Origin of the sequence: Vibrio profundi (genome assembly GCF_043642225.1) — a bacterium.
Taxonomy (GTDB): Bacteria; Pseudomonadota; Gammaproteobacteria; order Enterobacterales; family Vibrionaceae; genus Vibrio; species Vibrio profundi_A.
The window spans coordinates 242,689-258,957 of the sequence record NZ_JBHZSF010000002.1 but is presented as its reverse complement, the minus strand read 5'-3'; the positions used below and the strand labels follow the sequence as shown (position 1 = coordinate 258,957).

15 protein-coding genes are annotated in these 16,269 nt (G+C 42.3%); 12 read left to right on the top strand and 3 right to left on the bottom strand.

From position 1 onward, the window contains the following. Nucleotides 1–282: 282 nt before the first annotated feature. Nucleotides 283–1,026: a bifunctional 2-polyprenyl-6-hydroxyphenol methylase/3-demethylubiquinol 3-O-methyltransferase UbiG gene (gene ubiG, locus ACHUFI_RS04660; protein WP_394247196.1), complete on the bottom strand. Its 744-nt coding sequence runs from the start codon at nucleotides 1,024–1,026 to the stop codon at nucleotides 283–285. 258 nt (nucleotides 1,027–1,284) lie between these two features. Between ubiG and gyrA the strand changes: the two genes are divergently transcribed. Both gyrA and ACHUFI_RS04650 read left to right on the top strand, forming a co-directional pair. Beyond that, complete coding sequence (gene gyrA / locus ACHUFI_RS04655; protein ID WP_394247195.1) at nucleotides 1,285–3,921, top strand: DNA gyrase subunit A; 2,637 nt, start codon at nucleotides 1,285–1,287, stop codon at nucleotides 3,919–3,921. A 152-nt stretch (nucleotides 3,922–4,073) separates the two neighbouring features. Next, complete coding sequence (locus ACHUFI_RS04650; protein WP_394247194.1) at nucleotides 4,074–4,703, top strand: TPR domain-containing protein; 630 nt, start codon at nucleotides 4,074–4,076, stop codon at nucleotides 4,701–4,703. Nucleotides 4,704–4,719: 16 nt separating this feature from the next. Here the strand turns inward: ACHUFI_RS04650 and ACHUFI_RS04645 are convergent, their stop codons facing one another. Continuing rightward, nucleotides 4,720–5,067: a rhodanese-like domain-containing protein gene (locus ACHUFI_RS04645; RefSeq protein ID WP_394247193.1), complete on the bottom strand. Its 348-nt coding sequence runs from the start codon at nucleotides 5,065–5,067 to the stop codon at nucleotides 4,720–4,722. A gap of 123 nt (nucleotides 5,068–5,190) precedes the next feature. After that, nucleotides 5,191–6,618: an ammonia-forming nitrite reductase cytochrome c552 subunit gene (gene nrfA, locus ACHUFI_RS04640; protein WP_394247192.1), complete on the bottom strand. Its 1,428-nt coding sequence runs from the start codon at nucleotides 6,616–6,618 to the stop codon at nucleotides 5,191–5,193. A gap of 469 nt (nucleotides 6,619–7,087) precedes the next feature. On the opposite strand from nrfA, the gene nrfB reads away from it, so the two are divergent. The 10 genes from nrfB (at nucleotide 7,088) to ACHUFI_RS04590 (ending at nucleotide 16,269) form a co-directional block, all read left to right on the top strand. After that, a complete protein-coding gene (gene nrfB, locus ACHUFI_RS04635; RefSeq protein WP_394247191.1) occupies nucleotides 7,088–7,675 on the top strand; it encodes a cytochrome c nitrite reductase pentaheme subunit in 588 nt (195 codons plus the stop codon). A 4-nt stretch (nucleotides 7,676–7,679) separates the two neighbouring features. Then, nucleotides 7,680–8,372 (top strand): cytochrome c nitrite reductase Fe-S protein, encoded by a 693-nt coding sequence (gene nrfC, locus ACHUFI_RS04630; protein WP_394247190.1) that lies wholly within the window; start codon nucleotides 7,680–7,682, stop codon nucleotides 8,370–8,372. Next, nucleotides 8,369–9,325 carry a cytochrome c nitrite reductase subunit NrfD gene (gene nrfD, locus ACHUFI_RS04625; protein WP_394247189.1) on the top strand — a complete coding sequence of 319 codons (957 nt, stop codon included), beginning with the start codon at nucleotides 8,369–8,371 and terminating at the stop codon, nucleotides 9,323–9,325. Before nrfC ends, nrfD begins: the two co-directional genes overlap by 4 nt. A gap of 43 nt (nucleotides 9,326–9,368) precedes the next feature. Beyond that, nucleotides 9,369–11,294 (top strand): heme lyase CcmF/NrfE family subunit, encoded by a 1,926-nt coding sequence (locus tag ACHUFI_RS04620; protein WP_394247188.1) that lies wholly within the window; start codon nucleotides 9,369–9,371, stop codon nucleotides 11,292–11,294. Then, nucleotides 11,278–11,811 carry a DsbE family thiol:disulfide interchange protein gene (locus tag ACHUFI_RS04615; protein WP_394247187.1) on the top strand — a complete coding sequence of 178 codons (534 nt, stop codon included), beginning with the start codon at nucleotides 11,278–11,280 and terminating at the stop codon, nucleotides 11,809–11,811. The genes ACHUFI_RS04620 and ACHUFI_RS04615 overlap by 17 nt, the downstream gene beginning before the upstream one ends. Continuing rightward, nucleotides 11,812–12,255, top strand: coding sequence for a heme lyase NrfEFG subunit NrfF (gene nrfF, locus ACHUFI_RS04610; protein WP_394247186.1), 444 nt, complete (start codon nucleotides 11,812–11,814; stop codon nucleotides 12,253–12,255). Nucleotides 12,256–12,346: 91 nt separating this feature from the next. Next, complete coding sequence (locus ACHUFI_RS04605; RefSeq protein ID WP_394247185.1) at nucleotides 12,347–12,526, top strand: hypothetical protein; 180 nt, start codon at nucleotides 12,347–12,349, stop codon at nucleotides 12,524–12,526. 201 nt (nucleotides 12,527–12,727) lie between these two features. Continuing rightward, a complete protein-coding gene (locus ACHUFI_RS04600) occupies nucleotides 12,728–13,324 on the top strand; it encodes a GTP cyclohydrolase II (protein ID WP_394247184.1) in 597 nt (198 codons plus the stop codon). A 168-nt stretch (nucleotides 13,325–13,492) separates the two neighbouring features. Beyond that, entirely contained in the window at nucleotides 13,493–14,752 is a 1,260-nt protein-coding gene (locus ACHUFI_RS04595) for an imelysin family protein (RefSeq protein ID WP_394247183.1), read from the top strand. A gap of 128 nt (nucleotides 14,753–14,880) precedes the next feature. After that, nucleotides 14,881–16,269 carry a di-heme oxidoreductase family protein gene (locus ACHUFI_RS04590; protein WP_394247182.1) on the top strand — a complete coding sequence of 463 codons (1,389 nt, stop codon included), beginning with the start codon at nucleotides 14,881–14,883 and terminating at the stop codon, nucleotides 16,267–16,269.

Below are 16,269 nucleotides of genomic sequence, written 5' to 3'. Positions count from 1 at the left end.
AAAAAAACAGTTAGTGTTCACTAACTGATAGAGGTAGGCGTGACAAGAGTGTATAAAACTGGCTTTTCCCTACTGGTTTATTTTTGTCCGGTTATAAAAAAAAATCTCTTGATCTTTGGTGCAAAATTGAAGTCAGTTCGGACTGCTGAAATTTGAATCTGTACTGCTCAAAATGGAATCTTAAGCACAAAATTTAGGCTGAAAAAGGTCGCAAAAATATGCTATTTGCAACCTTTATTCCGGCAACAGCGTGCGATTTATTTTATTACTCAGATCTTGCGGTTAAGCAAAGTTTTGAGTATGTACGATATAGTTCACGTCCACATTGCTACCTAGGCGATAGGTATCTGTTAATGGGTTGTAATGAAGGCCCGTGATCCCTAGCTCTTGTAATGGAGTTTGGTCAATCATCTTGATGAGCTCAGCAGGGCGGATGAACTTTTCGTGCTCGTGCGTGCCTTCTGGAACAATCTTAAGTAGCTTCTCTGCCCCAACAATCGCAAATAGGTAGGATTTAAAGTTGCGGTTAAGAGTCGAGAAAAAGACATGTCCATTTGGCTTAACCAGTTTTGCACATGCGCTAATGACAGATTGAGGGTCAGGCACATGCTCAAGCATCTCCATACAAGTCACGACATCATAAGTTTGAGGAAATTGCTCGGCATGATCTTCAATGGTGCTTTGGATGTATTCTAACTTGGTACCCGTTTCAAGGGCGTGCAAACGAGCAACTTCTAAGGGTTCTTTACCCATATCTAAGCCGGTTACGTTCGCTCCTTCGACAGCCATGCTTTCTGCCAAAATGCCACCACCACAGCCTACATCGAGTACCTTTTTCCCGAATAAGCCGTTCGCTTTTTCTAGCACGTAATTTAGGCGCAGAGGGTTGATTTGATGAAGAGGTTTAAATTCGCCTTCTAAGTCCCACCAACGAGACGCCATGTCTTCGAATTTTTTGATTTCTGCTGGGTCGACGTTTTGTGTTTTAGTCATAATCGGCATTTCCAAGTTAAATAATGCATCCATGAAATTGACAGCATTATAACTTGGCTTTTCTCGCTGACCAGAAGTTCTACAATTTTGAGAATTTATTGCCTGTAAAGTAGCCAAGTATCAGCTAGATATGAAGCGAGCGTGCAATTTCTCATCAATTGATTCGCAACTAAGGTCACAAGATGATAAAAGGGCATGGAAAGTGATGCCTCAGTAGGTAAATTTGTGTTATATTTTTCGGTCTTATACGTATTCAAAAATACGATCTGACTATAGAGGGAAAATGGCTCTATGAGCGATCTAGCGAAAGAGATCACGCCCGTAAATATTGAAGATGAGCTTAGAGGTTCATACCTAGACTACGCGATGTCCGTCATCGTTGGTCGTGCCCTTCCAGATGTGCGTGATGGCCTAAAACCTGTACACCGCCGCGTTTTGTTCGCGATGAATGTATTGGGTAATGATTGGAACAAACCATATAAAAAATCTGCTCGTGTAGTAGGTGATGTAATTGGTAAATATCACCCACATGGTGATAGTGCGGTATACGACACGATTGTTCGTATGGCACAGCCATTCTCACTGCGTTACATGCTAGTTGATGGCCAAGGTAACTTTGGTTCTATCGATGGCGACTCAGCGGCTGCAATGCGTTATACCGAAGTTCGTATGGCGAAAATTGCTCACGAGCTTTTGGCTGACCTTGATAAAGAAACTGTGGATTACGTACCGAACTACGATGGTACAGAACAAATCCCGGCAGTTCTTCCGACAAAAATTCCTAACCTATTGGTAAACGGTGCTTCTGGTATCGCAGTAGGTATGGCTACCAACATTCCACCTCATAACCTAGGTGAAGTTGTTGATGGCTGTTTGGCTTACATCAATAATGAAGAAATCACTATTGATGAGCTAATGGACTACATCCCTGGTCCTGATTTCCCGACAGCAGCACTTATTAGCGGTCGTAAAGGTATTGTAGATGCATACAAGACTGGTCGCGGTAAGATTTACATGCGCTCAAAAGCGGATATCGAAGTAGAGAAGAATGGCAAAGAGACCATTGTTGTTACTGAGATCCCGTATCAAGTAAACAAAGCGCGTCTGATCGAGAAAATCGCAGAATTAGTTAAAGATAAGAAAGTAGAAGGCATTAGCGCACTACGTGACGAGTCTGATAAAGATGGTATGCGTATTGTTATCGAATGTAAGCGTGATGCTGTAGGTGAAGTGGTTCTAAACAACCTTTACTCACAAACTCAACTGCAAACGACTTTCGGTATCAACATGGTTGCGTTGAACAACGGCCAACCTCAGTTGTTCAACCTTAAAGACATGCTTAAGTGCTTCGTTGATCACCGCCGTGAAGTGGTGACACGTCGTACTATCTACGAATTGAAGAAAGCACGTGACCGTGCACACATCCTAGAAGCTCTTTCTCTAGCGCTAGCTAACATCGATGAAGTTATCGAGCTAATCAAGAATGCACCAACTCCTGCAGAAGCGAAAGTTGGATTAGTATCTCGTGGTTGGGATCTTGGTAACGTAGCATCAATGCTAGAGCGTGCTGGTACAGATGCGGCTCGTCCTGATTGGTTGGAAGATCAATACGGTATTCGTGATGGTCAATACTTCCTAACAGAAACACAAGCGCAAGCTATCCTAGAACTTCGTCTTCATCGCCTAACTGGCCTTGAGCACGAGAAGATTCTAGACGAATACAAAGCACTTCTAGAAGAAATCGCTGAGCTAATGCACATCCTTGCAAGCACTGAGCGTTTGATGGAAGTGATCCGTGAAGAACTTGAAGCGGTACGTGAAATCTATGGCGACGAGCGTCGTACAGAAATCACAGCAGCGGTTCATGATATCGACATGGAAGAGCTGATTGCTCAAGAAGACGTTGTAGTAACACTTTCTAACGCGGGTTACGTGAAGTACCAAATCCTAAGCGACTACGAAGCTCAGCGCCGTGGTGGTAAAGGTAAGAGTGCAACTAAGATGAAAGATGAGGATTACATTGAGCGTCTGCTTGTTGCTAATACTCACGATAACATCCTTTGTTTCTCTACACGTGGTAAGACATACCGTCTGAAAGTTTACCAACTACCATTAGCAAGTCGTACTGCACGTGGTAAGCCTATTGTGAACATTCTTCCTCTAGAAGAAGGTGAGCGTATTACGGCTATTCTTCCTGTATCCGAATTCTCTCCAGAGAAGTTCATCTTCATGGCGACAGGTGATGGTACCGTTAAGAAGACTTCTTTAGATCAGTTCGCGAATGTTCGTGCTAACGGCCTTATCGCTGTTAACCTACGTGATGATGACTCGTTGATCGGCGTTGATATCACAAACGGTGATAGCGACATCATGCTGTTCTCTAAAGCGGGTAAAGTAGTTCGCTTTAGCGAAGACAAAGTTCGCGCGATGGGTCGTACTGCAGCTGGTGTTCGTGGTATGAAGCTAGCGGATGACGATCAAGTCGTTTCTTTGATTGTACCTGCTAACGAAGGTGACGTTCTAACCGTAACGCAAAATGGTTACGGTAAACGTACTGAACTTGCTGAATACCCAACTAAGGGCCGTGCAACGCAAGGTGTTGTTTCTATCAAAGTCTCTGAACGTAATGGCCCAGTTGTTGGCGCTGTTCAAGTTGAAGAAGGCGATGAAATGATGATGATCACTGACGCTGGTACACTTGTTCGTACTCGTGTCGCTGAAGTAAGCCAAGTGGGTCGTAATACCCAAGGTGTTACACTGATTCGTACTGCTGAAGACGAAAATGTTGTAGGTCTACAACGTATCGATGAAGTAGAAGAAGCTGAAATCCTAGGCGAGGAAACTCAAGAAGGTGAACAGGCTTCTACGGAAGCAGTAGACGCACCAGATGCTGATGCAGCAAGCGAAAGTGATGCAGATTCAGAGTAATGCTTTGAATTAGTAAGCTTTGTAAAAACCGGGCCTAAGCGCTCGGTTTTTTTATGTCTGAAATTTGATCGGGGTTAGGTGTCACTCGATTAATGCACTCTTGTCTCGAATAAATTGATATAACTAGACTACTGGATTTTGAAGGTGAATAGATGGACGTTTGGTTGTGGGTAGCAATTAGCATAATGGCAATTTTAGCTCTTTTGTTTGTGTATGCAGCAACTGAGCAAAAAAAGCTAAGAATACGAAATTTAGTGACTACTTTTGTCATTGTAGTCAGTACTGTAGCGACTTGGCTGGCGGTAAAGCAAGAGTTACCTATGCCACAAGAAGCTACCAAGTTAGTACAGACTAAGAAAGATTTAATGCTTGATCTACAAGACAGCTTGAAAGCGGATCCAAACCAGAGTGATGTCTGGTTCCAGCTAGGAAATGTCTATTTGTCGAGAGGGGAGTTCAGTGCCGCGTTAACTAGCTTTGATTATTCACTTCGACTCGCTAATACTAAGTCTGCTAATCAGTATGCGGCAAAGGCTACGGCTTTATACTATGTCCAATCACAGCAATTGTCTGAAGAGGTTCGAGCTTTATTGGACAAGTCATTTGCTAAGGATGAGTTTAATGAGACTGCTTTGACTTTGATAGCGTCGGATCATTTTATTAGTTTCCGTTACCCAGAAGCCATTCTAGCATGGACTAAAATATTGGACTCAAACAGGCAGGGGATTGACCGTGTTGAGCTAATTCATTCGATTAATCGTGCTAAGCAAATGATACGTTGAGCGAAAGCGCTTGAACTTACTTTTGACTAACTAACATTTCGTTTAATCCCCCTGCATTATGCAGGTTGGTAAAGCCTTTTGAAGTTAGATATTGAAAAGCTTTGCCAGAGCGATTACCGCTTCGACAATACAAGATAATTGGACGGTTCTTATCGATATTAGCGAAATGAGTATCGAGTTCAGACAATGGGTAACTAAACGCGTTATCTAGATGAGCGTCTGCAAACTCTTGTGGCGTTCTTACATCGACAATTAGAGCGCCTTGTTCAATCCATTGCCAACCTATTTCCGCACGTTCTGAACCAAATACTATGGGGCTCGCTAACACGAGAGACAGTAAAGGGAGGGTGAATATTTTATTCATGTGGACCTCTTTTGGAACGTTTATCTTCATATAATAAAAAACCAGCCATTTGTTAGTCTGGCTGGTTTTTATTTATGCGTCTATAACTTAAATCGCCATGAGATTACTGAGTCTCAATTTTGATTAGTACTCGTAGTTCGCTTCACGTTTCTCGGCTTTAGCATCCCACTCAGGAACGACTGTCTCTAAGAAATGTTTCTTATCGGAATTCATTTTGTCCATTCCCATACCAAGAGCTTGTTGAGCCTTTGCCTTGGTCGAAATATCTGGGATTTGTACAGGTTCCGTAATGCCTTTCTTCGCAAGTAAGCGAACAAGTTTGGTTCGTGCGTCTGCTGCGCGGTCAACCGCCGTTCCTAACACTTCTAGTGCTACTTCTGGTGCGTGCATATGAACGCCATGAGAAGCGATAGCGTAGTCCCAACGCCATTGAGCGTGACGGATGTCTTGTAGAATTGGCTTCATCTCAGCTTCAGTAGCACCAGCATCCCAAGCTGCCCCCGCTTCAAAGTGTGCGGCAACAATTTGTTTTTCTGCGGTTAGTTTCATGTTTAGGACTTGTGCTTTACGTGAAGAAACAATTTCGCGCATAGTTTCTTTTGATTGAGTATGGCAATTTGCACAAGTGTCTTCGAAACGATCGAATGGATTACCAACTTTGTGGTCAGTAAACACAGTCCCGTCTTCTTTGGTCACTTTAGGCATATGACAGTCAACACAAGTGACTTTGTTTTTGCCGTGAATACCTTCTCTCCAAGTTTCATAGCCAGGGTGTTGAGCTTTTAGCATTGGCGCTTTAGAAACTTTATGAGTCCAGTCTTTAAAACCAATCTCGTCAAAATACTCTTCCATTTGACCGACTTTAGTACCTTTATCCCAAGGGAACTTAACGCCTTTCTTTGGACCTGTGAAGTAGTATTCTACGTGACATTGAGCACATACCGAGGCTTGCTTATCAAGGCGGCTCTGTTCATCAAAGGTCTTGCCGATAGTATCAAAAGCTCGTTCAACGTAAGGACGCGTAATCTTTAATGCTGGCTCGCCATTCTTGAAGTTTTCACTTTGCGTATCATGACAATCCGCACAGCCGATAGGGTTTGAAATCTCCGCACCTAATCGAGCCCATTTACCTTCAAAGTAGCCATCCTCTCCACGCTCTTCTATTACGCGTGCAACGTCAGGGCTCTTACAGCTCCAACACGCCATTGGCATTGGGCCGGACTTTTCATCGGTAGGAGCACCGGTACGTAGGGTTTGCCTTACATCATCGAGTGCATAAAAGTGACCACGTGCTTTGTTGTAGTCTTTCGCGAAGCCATAACCCGCCCACATGATGACCATATTAGGATCTTCTTTGAGTGCGTCTTCTATTACTTCACTTTCGGATGTTTGTTTCCAAGTTTCGAATTGATCGGGATGGTTTTGCTCGAATTGCTCATTTCGAGGGTCACCAATGGTTTTTTCTTCAGTTGCGGCAAAGCTCGCTGCGCTAAAAGATGCGCAGGCAATTAAAATTGCGGCAATTGAATGTTGTCTCCAATGCTTTTTCACAGTGATATCTCCAATATACTGATTTTTATACCAAGCGTTGTGAGGTTGCTATATCGAACAAAAATTGGAGAGTTCCTGTTTATATTAATTCATATATTCTAATAATTTGTTACGTAATAAATCTTGTTTGTTTCAGATCAATTTATCCTATTGAGTAAGATCAAATTAAGTTGGATATACCCCTTAAGGGGTATTTGTTGAGCTCCTTAATCTAAATAATTATCAATACGAACAATGACTTAGCCATTATAACCACTTTATAAGTGGGTGATATTGCTCACGTATTCCATATGAATAAATAGGAACTAACTATTTAGGGTTATATGATTATTGGTAGAGAGCGTTGTGGCTTATCCCGAACAAGAATTGATATCGTTTGAATAGTGGTTTTGCTATTCAGAGGTATATTTGTTTAACCAGCACCTATTTAGTTGAGAGCTAAATAAGACTGGTATAAGGAAAGGATAAAATGGGCAATATTAAATTGGCCATAGTCATAATGCTAAAAGCCCTTCTAGCATTCTGCCTCTATGGTAATTCTGTTCATGCCATTGCTGATTCTAACGTCGCTCAAGTAGCGAGTGACTCTGCACGACATGAAGTCGAATTAATCCGTGATAAAGATTATAAGTGTGTTCAATGCCACAAGGATTCCAAAGAAACTTTGATGGGATCTCATGGCGAGGATTCACATAAAATCTTAGGTCGCGACGTCAACTGTACCGAATGCCACAATAATATTGGGCCGGATCACCGCGAAGGTGCGCCAAAGGTAACCAAATATTCAGCGGCACAATCCCAATCTGGCACGGAAAAAGTCTTTCTTGATCCGGAAGCCATTCCTAAAGCAAATAGTCAGTGTACCGACTGCCATCAGCCAAAGTACTTACGTGATGATAGTTGGACTCATGACGTACATGCAAAAAACCTGACTTGTTCAAATTGTCATGATGTTCATGCGAAGAAGACCAAAGTATTAGCACTAGACAGAAAAGAACAAATCAAGCTTTGCGTGGATTGTCACTCAGACTTCAACAATAAAAAAGAAGAGGAGTGAGGCGATGAGTTGTTCTAGAAGAAACTTCTTAACTGGTGCTGGTGCTGTTATCTTCACAACAGGTGTGGCAGGGACCGCAGTCGTTTCCAGTAAAAAAACATTAGCTAATGTTCAGGAAGATGGCGACAAACGCTATGGGATGCTGCACGACGAAACGGCTTGTATCGGCTGCACAGCATGTACCGAAGCATGTCGAGAAATAAATAATGTTCCTGAAGGTGTATCACGATTAGAAATCGTACGAAGTGAGCCTCAAGGTGAATTCCCTAATGTTGATTACCGCTTTACCCGAAATTCTTGTCAGCATTGTGATAACGCCCCTTGTGTAATGGTTTGTCCTACGGGCGCTGCATATAAAGATGAGAAGACAGGGATCATTGATGTACACAAAGATAAGTGTGTAGGTTGCGGTTACTGCTTATTGGCATGTCCGTATCAAGTCCGCTTCTTCCATCCGGAAAATAAGTCTGCAGATAAATGTAACTTCTGCCGAGATACCAATTTAGCTCAAGGAAAACTGCCTGCATGTGTTGAGTCTTGTCCAACAAAAGCCTTAGTGTTTGGGGATTTGAATGATCCATCCAGTGAGATCAATCAAGTATTGAATACGCAGGTTGTCTATCGAGATAAGGTACATCTAGGCACAAGTCCTAAATTGTACAAAGTACCGCATCAGAAAGGGGAGATTTCATCATGAGTGCATGGGAAACAGCGTTCCAATCTGGTGTAGTCGTTTGGGACTGGATCATCGCGATTTACCTATTTTTAGCCGGTATGTCAGCAGGTGCTGTCATGATATCGATTTACTTGAAACGTAAAGTGATTGAAGGCGACCCATCTGAAAACGGGATCTTAAAAGCCACGGCATTTTTGGCGCCATTTGGGATCATTGTCGGACTAACCATTTTGATTTTCCATCTGACCAAGCCATTAGCTTTCTGGAAGATCATGATTTTCGTTAATCCAACATCAGTAATGTCCATGGGTGTTATCTTATTTAACGTCTACATGGCCGTATTGTTCGTCTGGATTGGTATCATTTTCAGAAAACAGATCGTGGGCTTTCTAAAAGGTAGGTTCACGTTTGTCGATGGGCTTCTAGAGAAGTTCGAACAGTTTGAAAATGCCTTGGAACTATTTTTGGCATTCTTGGCGTTAGTTCTGGCGGCTTATACTGGGTTCCTATTATCGGCGTTACAGACTTTCCCAATGTTAAACAATCCGGTTCTTCCTATTTTGTTCTTGTTCTCAAGCTTATCTTCAGGAGCGGCGGCGTGCTTGTTATTTGGTGTGCTGGTGTTCAAAGAAGATTCTCATGGAGCAAGTGTGAGTTGGGTACATGGATTCGAACGTCCTGTTGTAATGTTTGAGCTGTTTGTACTGGTTACTTTCTTTACTGGCCTTATCTTTGCGGGTGGTCAAAGTCAGCTTGCAGCGCTTAATGCTATAGGTAGTGGTTTCTGGGCTACGTGGTTTTGGTGGGGGGTAATAGGAGCGGGTATGCTGCTTCCTCTATTGCTAAATGCGGTTGCACCTAAGTCAGTGAAACACAGTGGCGCCTTTATTTTAGTCGTGACGACACTGAGCCTAGTTGGTGTGTTAATGCTGCGTACATTTGTATTGTATGCAGGGCAAATGACCGTAGTTTAAGGTCGGAAAGGCTCTACTTTTCGTAGAGCCTTTATGAGGTGCTATGATAGGAAACTTAGGGCTGTTTAGCTTGATATTAATTGCTGCTGCAAGCTTTTCAGTCAGTATACTTACGGGTATTAAGATAGTAGCGCGAGATGCGTTGAATTTAGGCTTGATCCGTGGCCTAACACTGATATCCACTGCTTGTTCGATACTGGCCATCTGTTTGCTTGGGTTTGCTTTTGCAGTGGATGACTTTTCTCTCGCTTACGTATCTAGCCATTCTAACTCTCAACTACCTACCTTTTTCAAGATCGCAGCGGTATGGGCTGGGCACGAAGGATCACTCCTATTTTGGGTGTTAACTTTGAGCGGTTGGGCTGGAATTATAGCCCTACAAAGTAAGTATCAAGCTGATTATGCCGGGAAAGTTCTGTGGGTGATGAACTTACTGATTTGTACATTTACGGTGTTCACTTTAGCTGCGTCCAACCCTTTTGAACTGAATCTCACTTTGCCGGCGGAAGGTCGAGATCTGAACCCAATGCTTCAAGATGTTGGGCTTATCTTTCATCCGCCTCTGCTGTACCTTGGCTATGTCGGATTTTCAGCAGTTTTAGCCTTTGCGATAGCGGCCTTGATGACCAATGAAATCGAACTCCAATGGTCGGTGTATTGCAAGAACTGGTGCATTGTTGCATGGGGCTTTCTTACTGCGGGTATTATTCTTGGGTCTTGGTGGGCTTACTATGAATTAGGTTGGGGAGGCTGGTGGTTTTGGGATCCTGTAGAAAATGCGTCTCTCTTACCATGGTTAACATCAACGGCACTACTTCATTGTATCGTTGCTTCAAACCAAAAACATCAATTGCTCAAGTGGTCATTAAGCTTGGCCATTGTCACTTTTTGCTTAAGTATACTCGGAACATTTATCGTTCGTTCTGGTGTACTCACATCTGTTCATGCGTTTGCGGTTGATCCTTCTAAAGGAATTGCCTTGCTGGTGATACTGCTTACGGTTTTGCTCTGCTCGTTGTCGCTCCTAATTGTAAAAAGTGAACGTTTTTCTTCTGAGCCGATCACCAAGTTTTGGTCAAAAAGCTTCGCTATTTTACTGGCTGCGAGCTTGTTCGTTATCGCCACGCTTATTGTATTACTAGGCACATTTTATCCGATGATGTTTGAGCTACTAGGGCTTGGGAATATTTCAGTAGGCGCCCCTTATTTCAATTCATTGTTCGCCCCTTTAACGCTAATCACCCTTGTGACTATGGGCTTGACGCCCTTCATATTGATCAGTCGAACCGCGACAAAAGTACAAGGCCGACTTTCAATAGTGGCAATCCTATCGTTTTGTGTTGGTATCGGTTTGTACTGGATACAGTCGCCATACTTAGACAGTTTTGTGCTCGTAACTTGGATAATTTCGACTTGGGTGATTACTTCTCATTTGATGCTTGTAATGAATTCATACAACACGTCACTGTTCAAAAAATCCTTTTCAATGAGCTGCGCTCACATTGGTATTGCAATTGTTGCGATTGGAGCGGCAATGAACAGTGAACAATCGTTTGAGAAAAACCAGAAATTACAACCTGGGGAATCAGTTCAATTTGTGGATTGGAAGATACATTATGAAGAGACTGATTTGGTCGTTGGTCCCAACTATACAGCAGAGCGAGCGCGACTCGTTTTAAGTGATGGAAAAACCGCTTTCGAGATAGTGCCAGAACGAAGACATTATCAGGTTCGTGTTATGAATATGAGTGAGCCTGCAATGAAATGGTTCTGGCATGGTGACGTGTATATTACTTTGGGTGAGAAAATAGATGATTCTGCCTATGCGCTTCGCATTCAGTATAAGGCGTATGTCCGATGGGTGTGGTTTGGGGGAATCTTGTCCATTTTAGGCGGCGTGTTAGCGCTTTTACCATCCGTTCAAACTCGCAGGGAAACCGCAAGGTGGAAAGATGCAAAACAGTACTAGAAACAAACTGATCACCTTGTTTAGTGCGGCCCTGATAGTGGCGGTTACTGTTGTATTATCTATTCGAGATAAGCAGCTCTCGACTACGGTCATTGAACAGAACCGAGCATTTCCTCACTTCTCCGCTGCAGACTTACTCGAGGAAGGGAAAACGATCAATTTAGCTGACATTACCAAAGATCAATATCAATTGGTGAACGTGTGGGCTTCATGGTGTGGAATATGTCGTGTGGAGCATGAATATCTAAATCAATTGAAAAATCAAGGTGTTCCGATCGTAGGGGTTAATTATAGGGATAATAAACTAGACGCTATGAATCTATTAATTAAAGATGGAAATCCTTTTAAAAAGATCATTTATGATCATAATGGCGATCTTTCTTTAGAGTTAGGTGTAATAGGAACACCAGAAACTTATTTAATAGATCGTTCAGGTAAGGTGATATTAAAAATTTCTGGAGTTTTAAATAGTGAAGTTTGGAACGAATCGTTACAAATGTATTTTCCAGGTAGCTAAATGAAAAAGATAAACGGCTTGCAACTTCTAATTGTGTTTTTCCTGAATCTAATATTCATTCAACCGGCCTTTTCTGAATCAACGTTTGTGGCGGCAGACAAAGAAGTAACTGAGTTAGTCGACTTGTTTGAGTTTGATACACCTGAACAGCAAAAGCATGCCATCACGCTAGCTAAGGCCTTACGCTGCCCACAGTGCCAAAATCAGAATTTAATAGAATCGAATTCACCAATCGCTAAGGATCTTCGTTTAAAAGTATTTACGATGATCAAAGAAGGCAAAGATGATCAATATATAGTTGAATATATGACGAGCCGTTTTGGAGACTTTGTATTATACAAACCTCCATTTAATGGAAATACATGGCTACTATGGTTTATGCCGGTGTTCATATTCATAACTTTTATATACTTGGCTTATAAAAGTGTTAACAAAAACAAATAAAATTAATAATTTAACATTTACCTAATTAGATACTTTTTGTACAATAATTGAATTGAACAAAAAGTAGCTAGTTGAGAAAAGGGATTTCATTGTGGAAAATGTTATATCAAATTTAAAAAAAGAATTTCACACACGTGTAAAATCTCAATCATCTAATGAAGGTTATGCTTCTACCAAATCAAGCGTGTCTATCCTTACTCAAGAAGAGTTATCCGAACTTGAGAACGCATGGGTACAACTTGTCGTGTGGAAAAAAGCTCAACTAAGCTAAGCATTTTCTAAAGACATACAGCCCCACTCTGGTGATATCAGTGTGGGGCTTTTTTATGGTTGTTTTTTACTATTGTTATATTATAACATTATGAGAAATCGCGTAGCCTTGAAAAATGCGATTAGTGACCCCATAGTGGTTAATCAAGCATTCGTACCCAGACTACGAAAATTAGACCAATAATATCAAGCGAGTGAAGTTATGGCGGAAGTTCGTGCCAGAATAGATTTTAGAGTTGGAGCAAAAAGCAACATCGATGCTGAGCTTCTATCTTTCCATGGATTGAATACAGAGAAAGAGCACGTTGCTGTCATTTTTAAATCCGCAGATACTACCCAAGATACCCCACTGGTTCGCATGCACTCTGAGTGTTTAACCGGTGACGTTTTCCATTCTTCTCGCTGTGATTGTGGTGAGCAATTAGATGAAACCATCAATCGTATGGGTGAATCTGGTGGGATTATTTTATATCTTCGTCAAGAAGGGCGAGGGATTGGACTTTACAACAAGATTGATGCTTACCGCTTACAAAGTGAGGGCATGAATACTTATGAAGCAAACAACCATCTAGGCTTTGGTGACGACTTACGAGATTTCACAGAAGCAGCTCAGATGCTTAGCGCATTAGGTATTAAGAAGATTCGTTTGGTGACGAATAACCCTAAAAAGATTAAAGATCTTCAGTCTTTCGGAATAGAAATCGAAGAAGTTGTCAATACCTCAGCTCACCTGAAGTCTGGCAACGAAAGCTACTTGCAGGCTAAAGTATCCCATGGAAAACACGATCTAGACCTTTAGTATTAAAGCTTTACAGTAAATTGATAAAAACCTCACTTTTGTGAGGTTTTTTTGTTTTTGTCTTGCAAATAAATTGTAAATTTGTATTATTCGAATTCGTAGTGCAAATGATAATGGTTTGCACTATTAATACATATAATAAATTTAGAGCTCAACAAGGACGCTTCAATGACCATCAAATCTTTAGTGACTAAAGCGGTAACTTCGTCACTTCTTCTTGCATCTGCTTCATCTTTTGCAGCTGTGACCCAGGACCAAGTAGTTGAACACTATGCAGATATCGCACATGCAGTATTTTCTGACTCAGTTGTAACGGCTAAAGCACTTAACTCTTCTATTGATACTTTTTTAGCTTCACCGTCTTCTGCTAACTTTGAACAGGTTAAGCAAGCATGGTTAGCATCACGTGTCCCATACCAGCAGTCAGAGGTTTTCCGTTTTGGTAACGCGGTTGTTGATGATTGGGAAGGTCAATTGAATGCTTGGCCACTAGATGAAGGTCTTATCGATTACGTTTCAGCTGATTACCAATACGAATTGGGTAATGAAGGCGCAAGCGCAAATATCGTTGCAAACGAAACGTTCCAAGTTGGTCAAACGACTGTTGATGCGAAAAACATTACTCCTGAGCTAATCGCAGAGCTTAATGAAATTGGTGGTTCTGAAGCGAATGTAGCTTCTGGTTACCACGCGATTGAATTCCTGCTTTGGGGACAAGATTTAAACGGCACTAATGCTGGTGCTGGTCAACGTGCATACACTGATTTTGTTGTTGGTTCTGAATGTACGAACGGCAATTGTGACCGCCGTGGTCAGTACCTAAAAGCATCTGCTGAGTTACTAATTCAAGATCTAGAGTGGATGGAGAAGCAGTGGTCTGCAGAGCAAAAAGGCAATTACCGCCAAGAGCTACTTTCAGAGTCTAGTGAAAACGGCTTGCGTAAAATGCTATTTGGCATGGGTTCACTTTCTCTTGGTGAGCTAGCCGGTGAGCGTATGAAGGTTGCATTAGAAGCAAACTCTACAGAAGACGAACACGATTGTTTTTCTGATAACACTCACAACTCTCATTACTACAATGAGCAGGGTATCTACAACGTTTACACTGGTTTGTACAAACGTGAAGATGGCACACTTCTTTCAGGCCCAAGCCTATACGACCTTGTGGCAAAAGAAGACAAGCAAGCAGCAAAAGAAATTCAAAAGCAGTTTGACTTAGCGCGTGCTCAAGTAGGCCAACTTGTGACTTCTGCAGAGAAGAATAACCAACATTTTGATCAACTGATTGCAGCTGATAACGCTGCGGGTAATGCATTAGTGAACAAGACAATCGTTGCGCTTGTTTCTCAAACTGCTGCGATTGAACGTGCTGCAGGCATTATCGGTATCGACAGCCTAAACCCTGATACAGCGGATCACGAGTTTTAATCGAGCGCTTCGCTGCTAAGTGATTCCACTTGGTGAAAATCAAGGTATGAAGGGCTCTAATGAGCCCTTCATTGTTCCTGTTACAACACACTGAAAGTCAATAAAATAATAACTCCTAAAGGCAACCTATGAAGTCGTACCTTTCCGCCTCGTTACTCACCGCTTTATTCGTCTTAGCACCATCTCATGCTCATGAAGTCTATTCTGGCGGTAAAACAACCACTAAGAAAGAAGGGGCGAATGCGTTTTCTTTGCCTGCAACCAACTTACCAATGACTAAGCGATTGGATTTTAGCGTTGGTAACAGCTTTTTTAGAAACCCATGGGTACCGGCACCGGCATCAACGGATGCTCGTGATGGCTTAGGGCCTTTATTCAATACGAACGGTTGTCAGAATTGTCATATCAAAGATGGACGTGGTCATGCGAAAGAAGCTGGCGATGAGAATGCGGTTTCTATGCTCGTTCGATTGAGTATTCCTGCAGAAACACCAAAGCAGAAACAAGCGTTTATTCGTGATGGTGTTATCCCAGAGCCAACATACGGTGGCCAACTGCAAGACTTTGCGATTCAAGGTGTCCAGCCTGAAGGGCAAATCAATATTACCTACACTGATGTACCAGTGACCTTTAACGATGGCACCGTTGTTACATTAAGAAAACCGTCACTGGAAATTGATAAGTTAGCGTTTGGCGAAATGCATCCAGACACCCAGTTTTCTGCTCGTGTCGCCCCTCCAATGATAGGACTTGGCCTACTTGAGAGTATTCCAGAAGCAACTATTTTGGAGTTTGCACGTCAGCAGAAACAAGAGAACTTAGGCGTATCAGGCAAACCCAACCGCGTATTAGATGTACAAACAGATGAAATGACCTTAGGCCGCTTTGGATGGAAGGCAGGACAACCAAACTTGATGCAGCAAAATGCTGCAGCGTTCAATGGTGACCTAGGGTTAACGAGTAATCTTTTCCCCAATGAAAACTGTACGAGTGCCCAATCAACCTGCAAAGATTTCCCGAATGGTGGCGCTCCAGAGGTGAGTGATAACATTCTAGATTTTGTCGAGTTTTATTCTCAGCATTTAGCGGTACCAATTCGTCGTAATGTTGATGACTTGCAGGTGATCAAAGGCAAAACATTATTTAAAGAGGCGGGGTGCCAAAGCTGCCATCAAGCCGAATTTAGAACAGAAAAAAGAGACGAACTTCCTGCGCTATCTGAACAGTTGATCAGCCCTTATACGGATTTGTTATTACACGATATGGGGGAAGGGTTAGCGGATAATCGCCCTGAGTATTTAGCAAATGGACGAGAGTGGAGAACGACTCCTCTCTGGGGGCTAGGTTATACCAAAGAAGTGAACGGTCATACATTCCTGTTACATGATGGACGCGCCCGTAATGTAATGGAAGCTGTGCTATGGCATGGTGGTGAAGCTGAGTATGCTAAGCAAAATGTGTTAGCTTTCAACGAGCAAGAGCGTCAAGCCCTATTGGCATTCTTAGATTCATTATAA

What these genes read in the sequence shown, in the direction of transcription:
- ACHUFI_RS04615 (WP_394247187.1), top strand. Translation starts at nt 11,278, where the DNA reads ATGCAAAACAGTACTAGAAACAAACTGATCACCTTGTTTAGTGCGGCC.
- nrfF (WP_394247186.1), top strand. Translation starts at nt 11,812, where the DNA reads ATGAAAAAGATAAACGGCTTGCAACTTCTAATTGTGTTTTTCCTGAAT.
- ubiG (WP_394247196.1), bottom strand. Translation starts at nt 1,026, where the DNA reads ATGGATGCATTATTTAACTTGGAAATGCCGATTATGACTAAAACACAA.
- ACHUFI_RS04645 (WP_394247193.1), bottom strand. Translation starts at nt 5,067, where the DNA reads ATGAATAAAATATTCACCCTCCCTTTACTGTCTCTCGTGTTAGCGAGC.
- ACHUFI_RS04595 (WP_394247183.1), top strand. Translation starts at nt 13,493, where the DNA reads ATGACCATCAAATCTTTAGTGACTAAAGCGGTAACTTCGTCACTTCTT.
- nrfC (WP_394247190.1), top strand. Translation starts at nt 7,680, where the DNA reads ATGAGTTGTTCTAGAAGAAACTTCTTAACTGGTGCTGGTGCTGTTATC.
- nrfD (WP_394247189.1), top strand. Translation starts at nt 8,369, where the DNA reads ATGAGTGCATGGGAAACAGCGTTCCAATCTGGTGTAGTCGTTTGGGAC.
- gyrA (WP_394247195.1), top strand. Translation starts at nt 1,285, where the DNA reads ATGAGCGATCTAGCGAAAGAGATCACGCCCGTAAATATTGAAGATGAG.
- ACHUFI_RS04620 (WP_394247188.1), top strand. Translation starts at nt 9,369, where the DNA reads ATGATAGGAAACTTAGGGCTGTTTAGCTTGATATTAATTGCTGCTGCA.
- ACHUFI_RS04600 (WP_394247184.1), top strand. Translation starts at nt 12,728, where the DNA reads ATGGCGGAAGTTCGTGCCAGAATAGATTTTAGAGTTGGAGCAAAAAGC.
- nrfB (WP_394247191.1), top strand. Translation starts at nt 7,088, where the DNA reads ATGGGCAATATTAAATTGGCCATAGTCATAATGCTAAAAGCCCTTCTA.
- ACHUFI_RS04650 (WP_394247194.1), top strand. Translation starts at nt 4,074, where the DNA reads ATGGACGTTTGGTTGTGGGTAGCAATTAGCATAATGGCAATTTTAGCT.
- ACHUFI_RS04590 (WP_394247182.1), top strand. Translation starts at nt 14,881, where the DNA reads ATGAAGTCGTACCTTTCCGCCTCGTTACTCACCGCTTTATTCGTCTTA.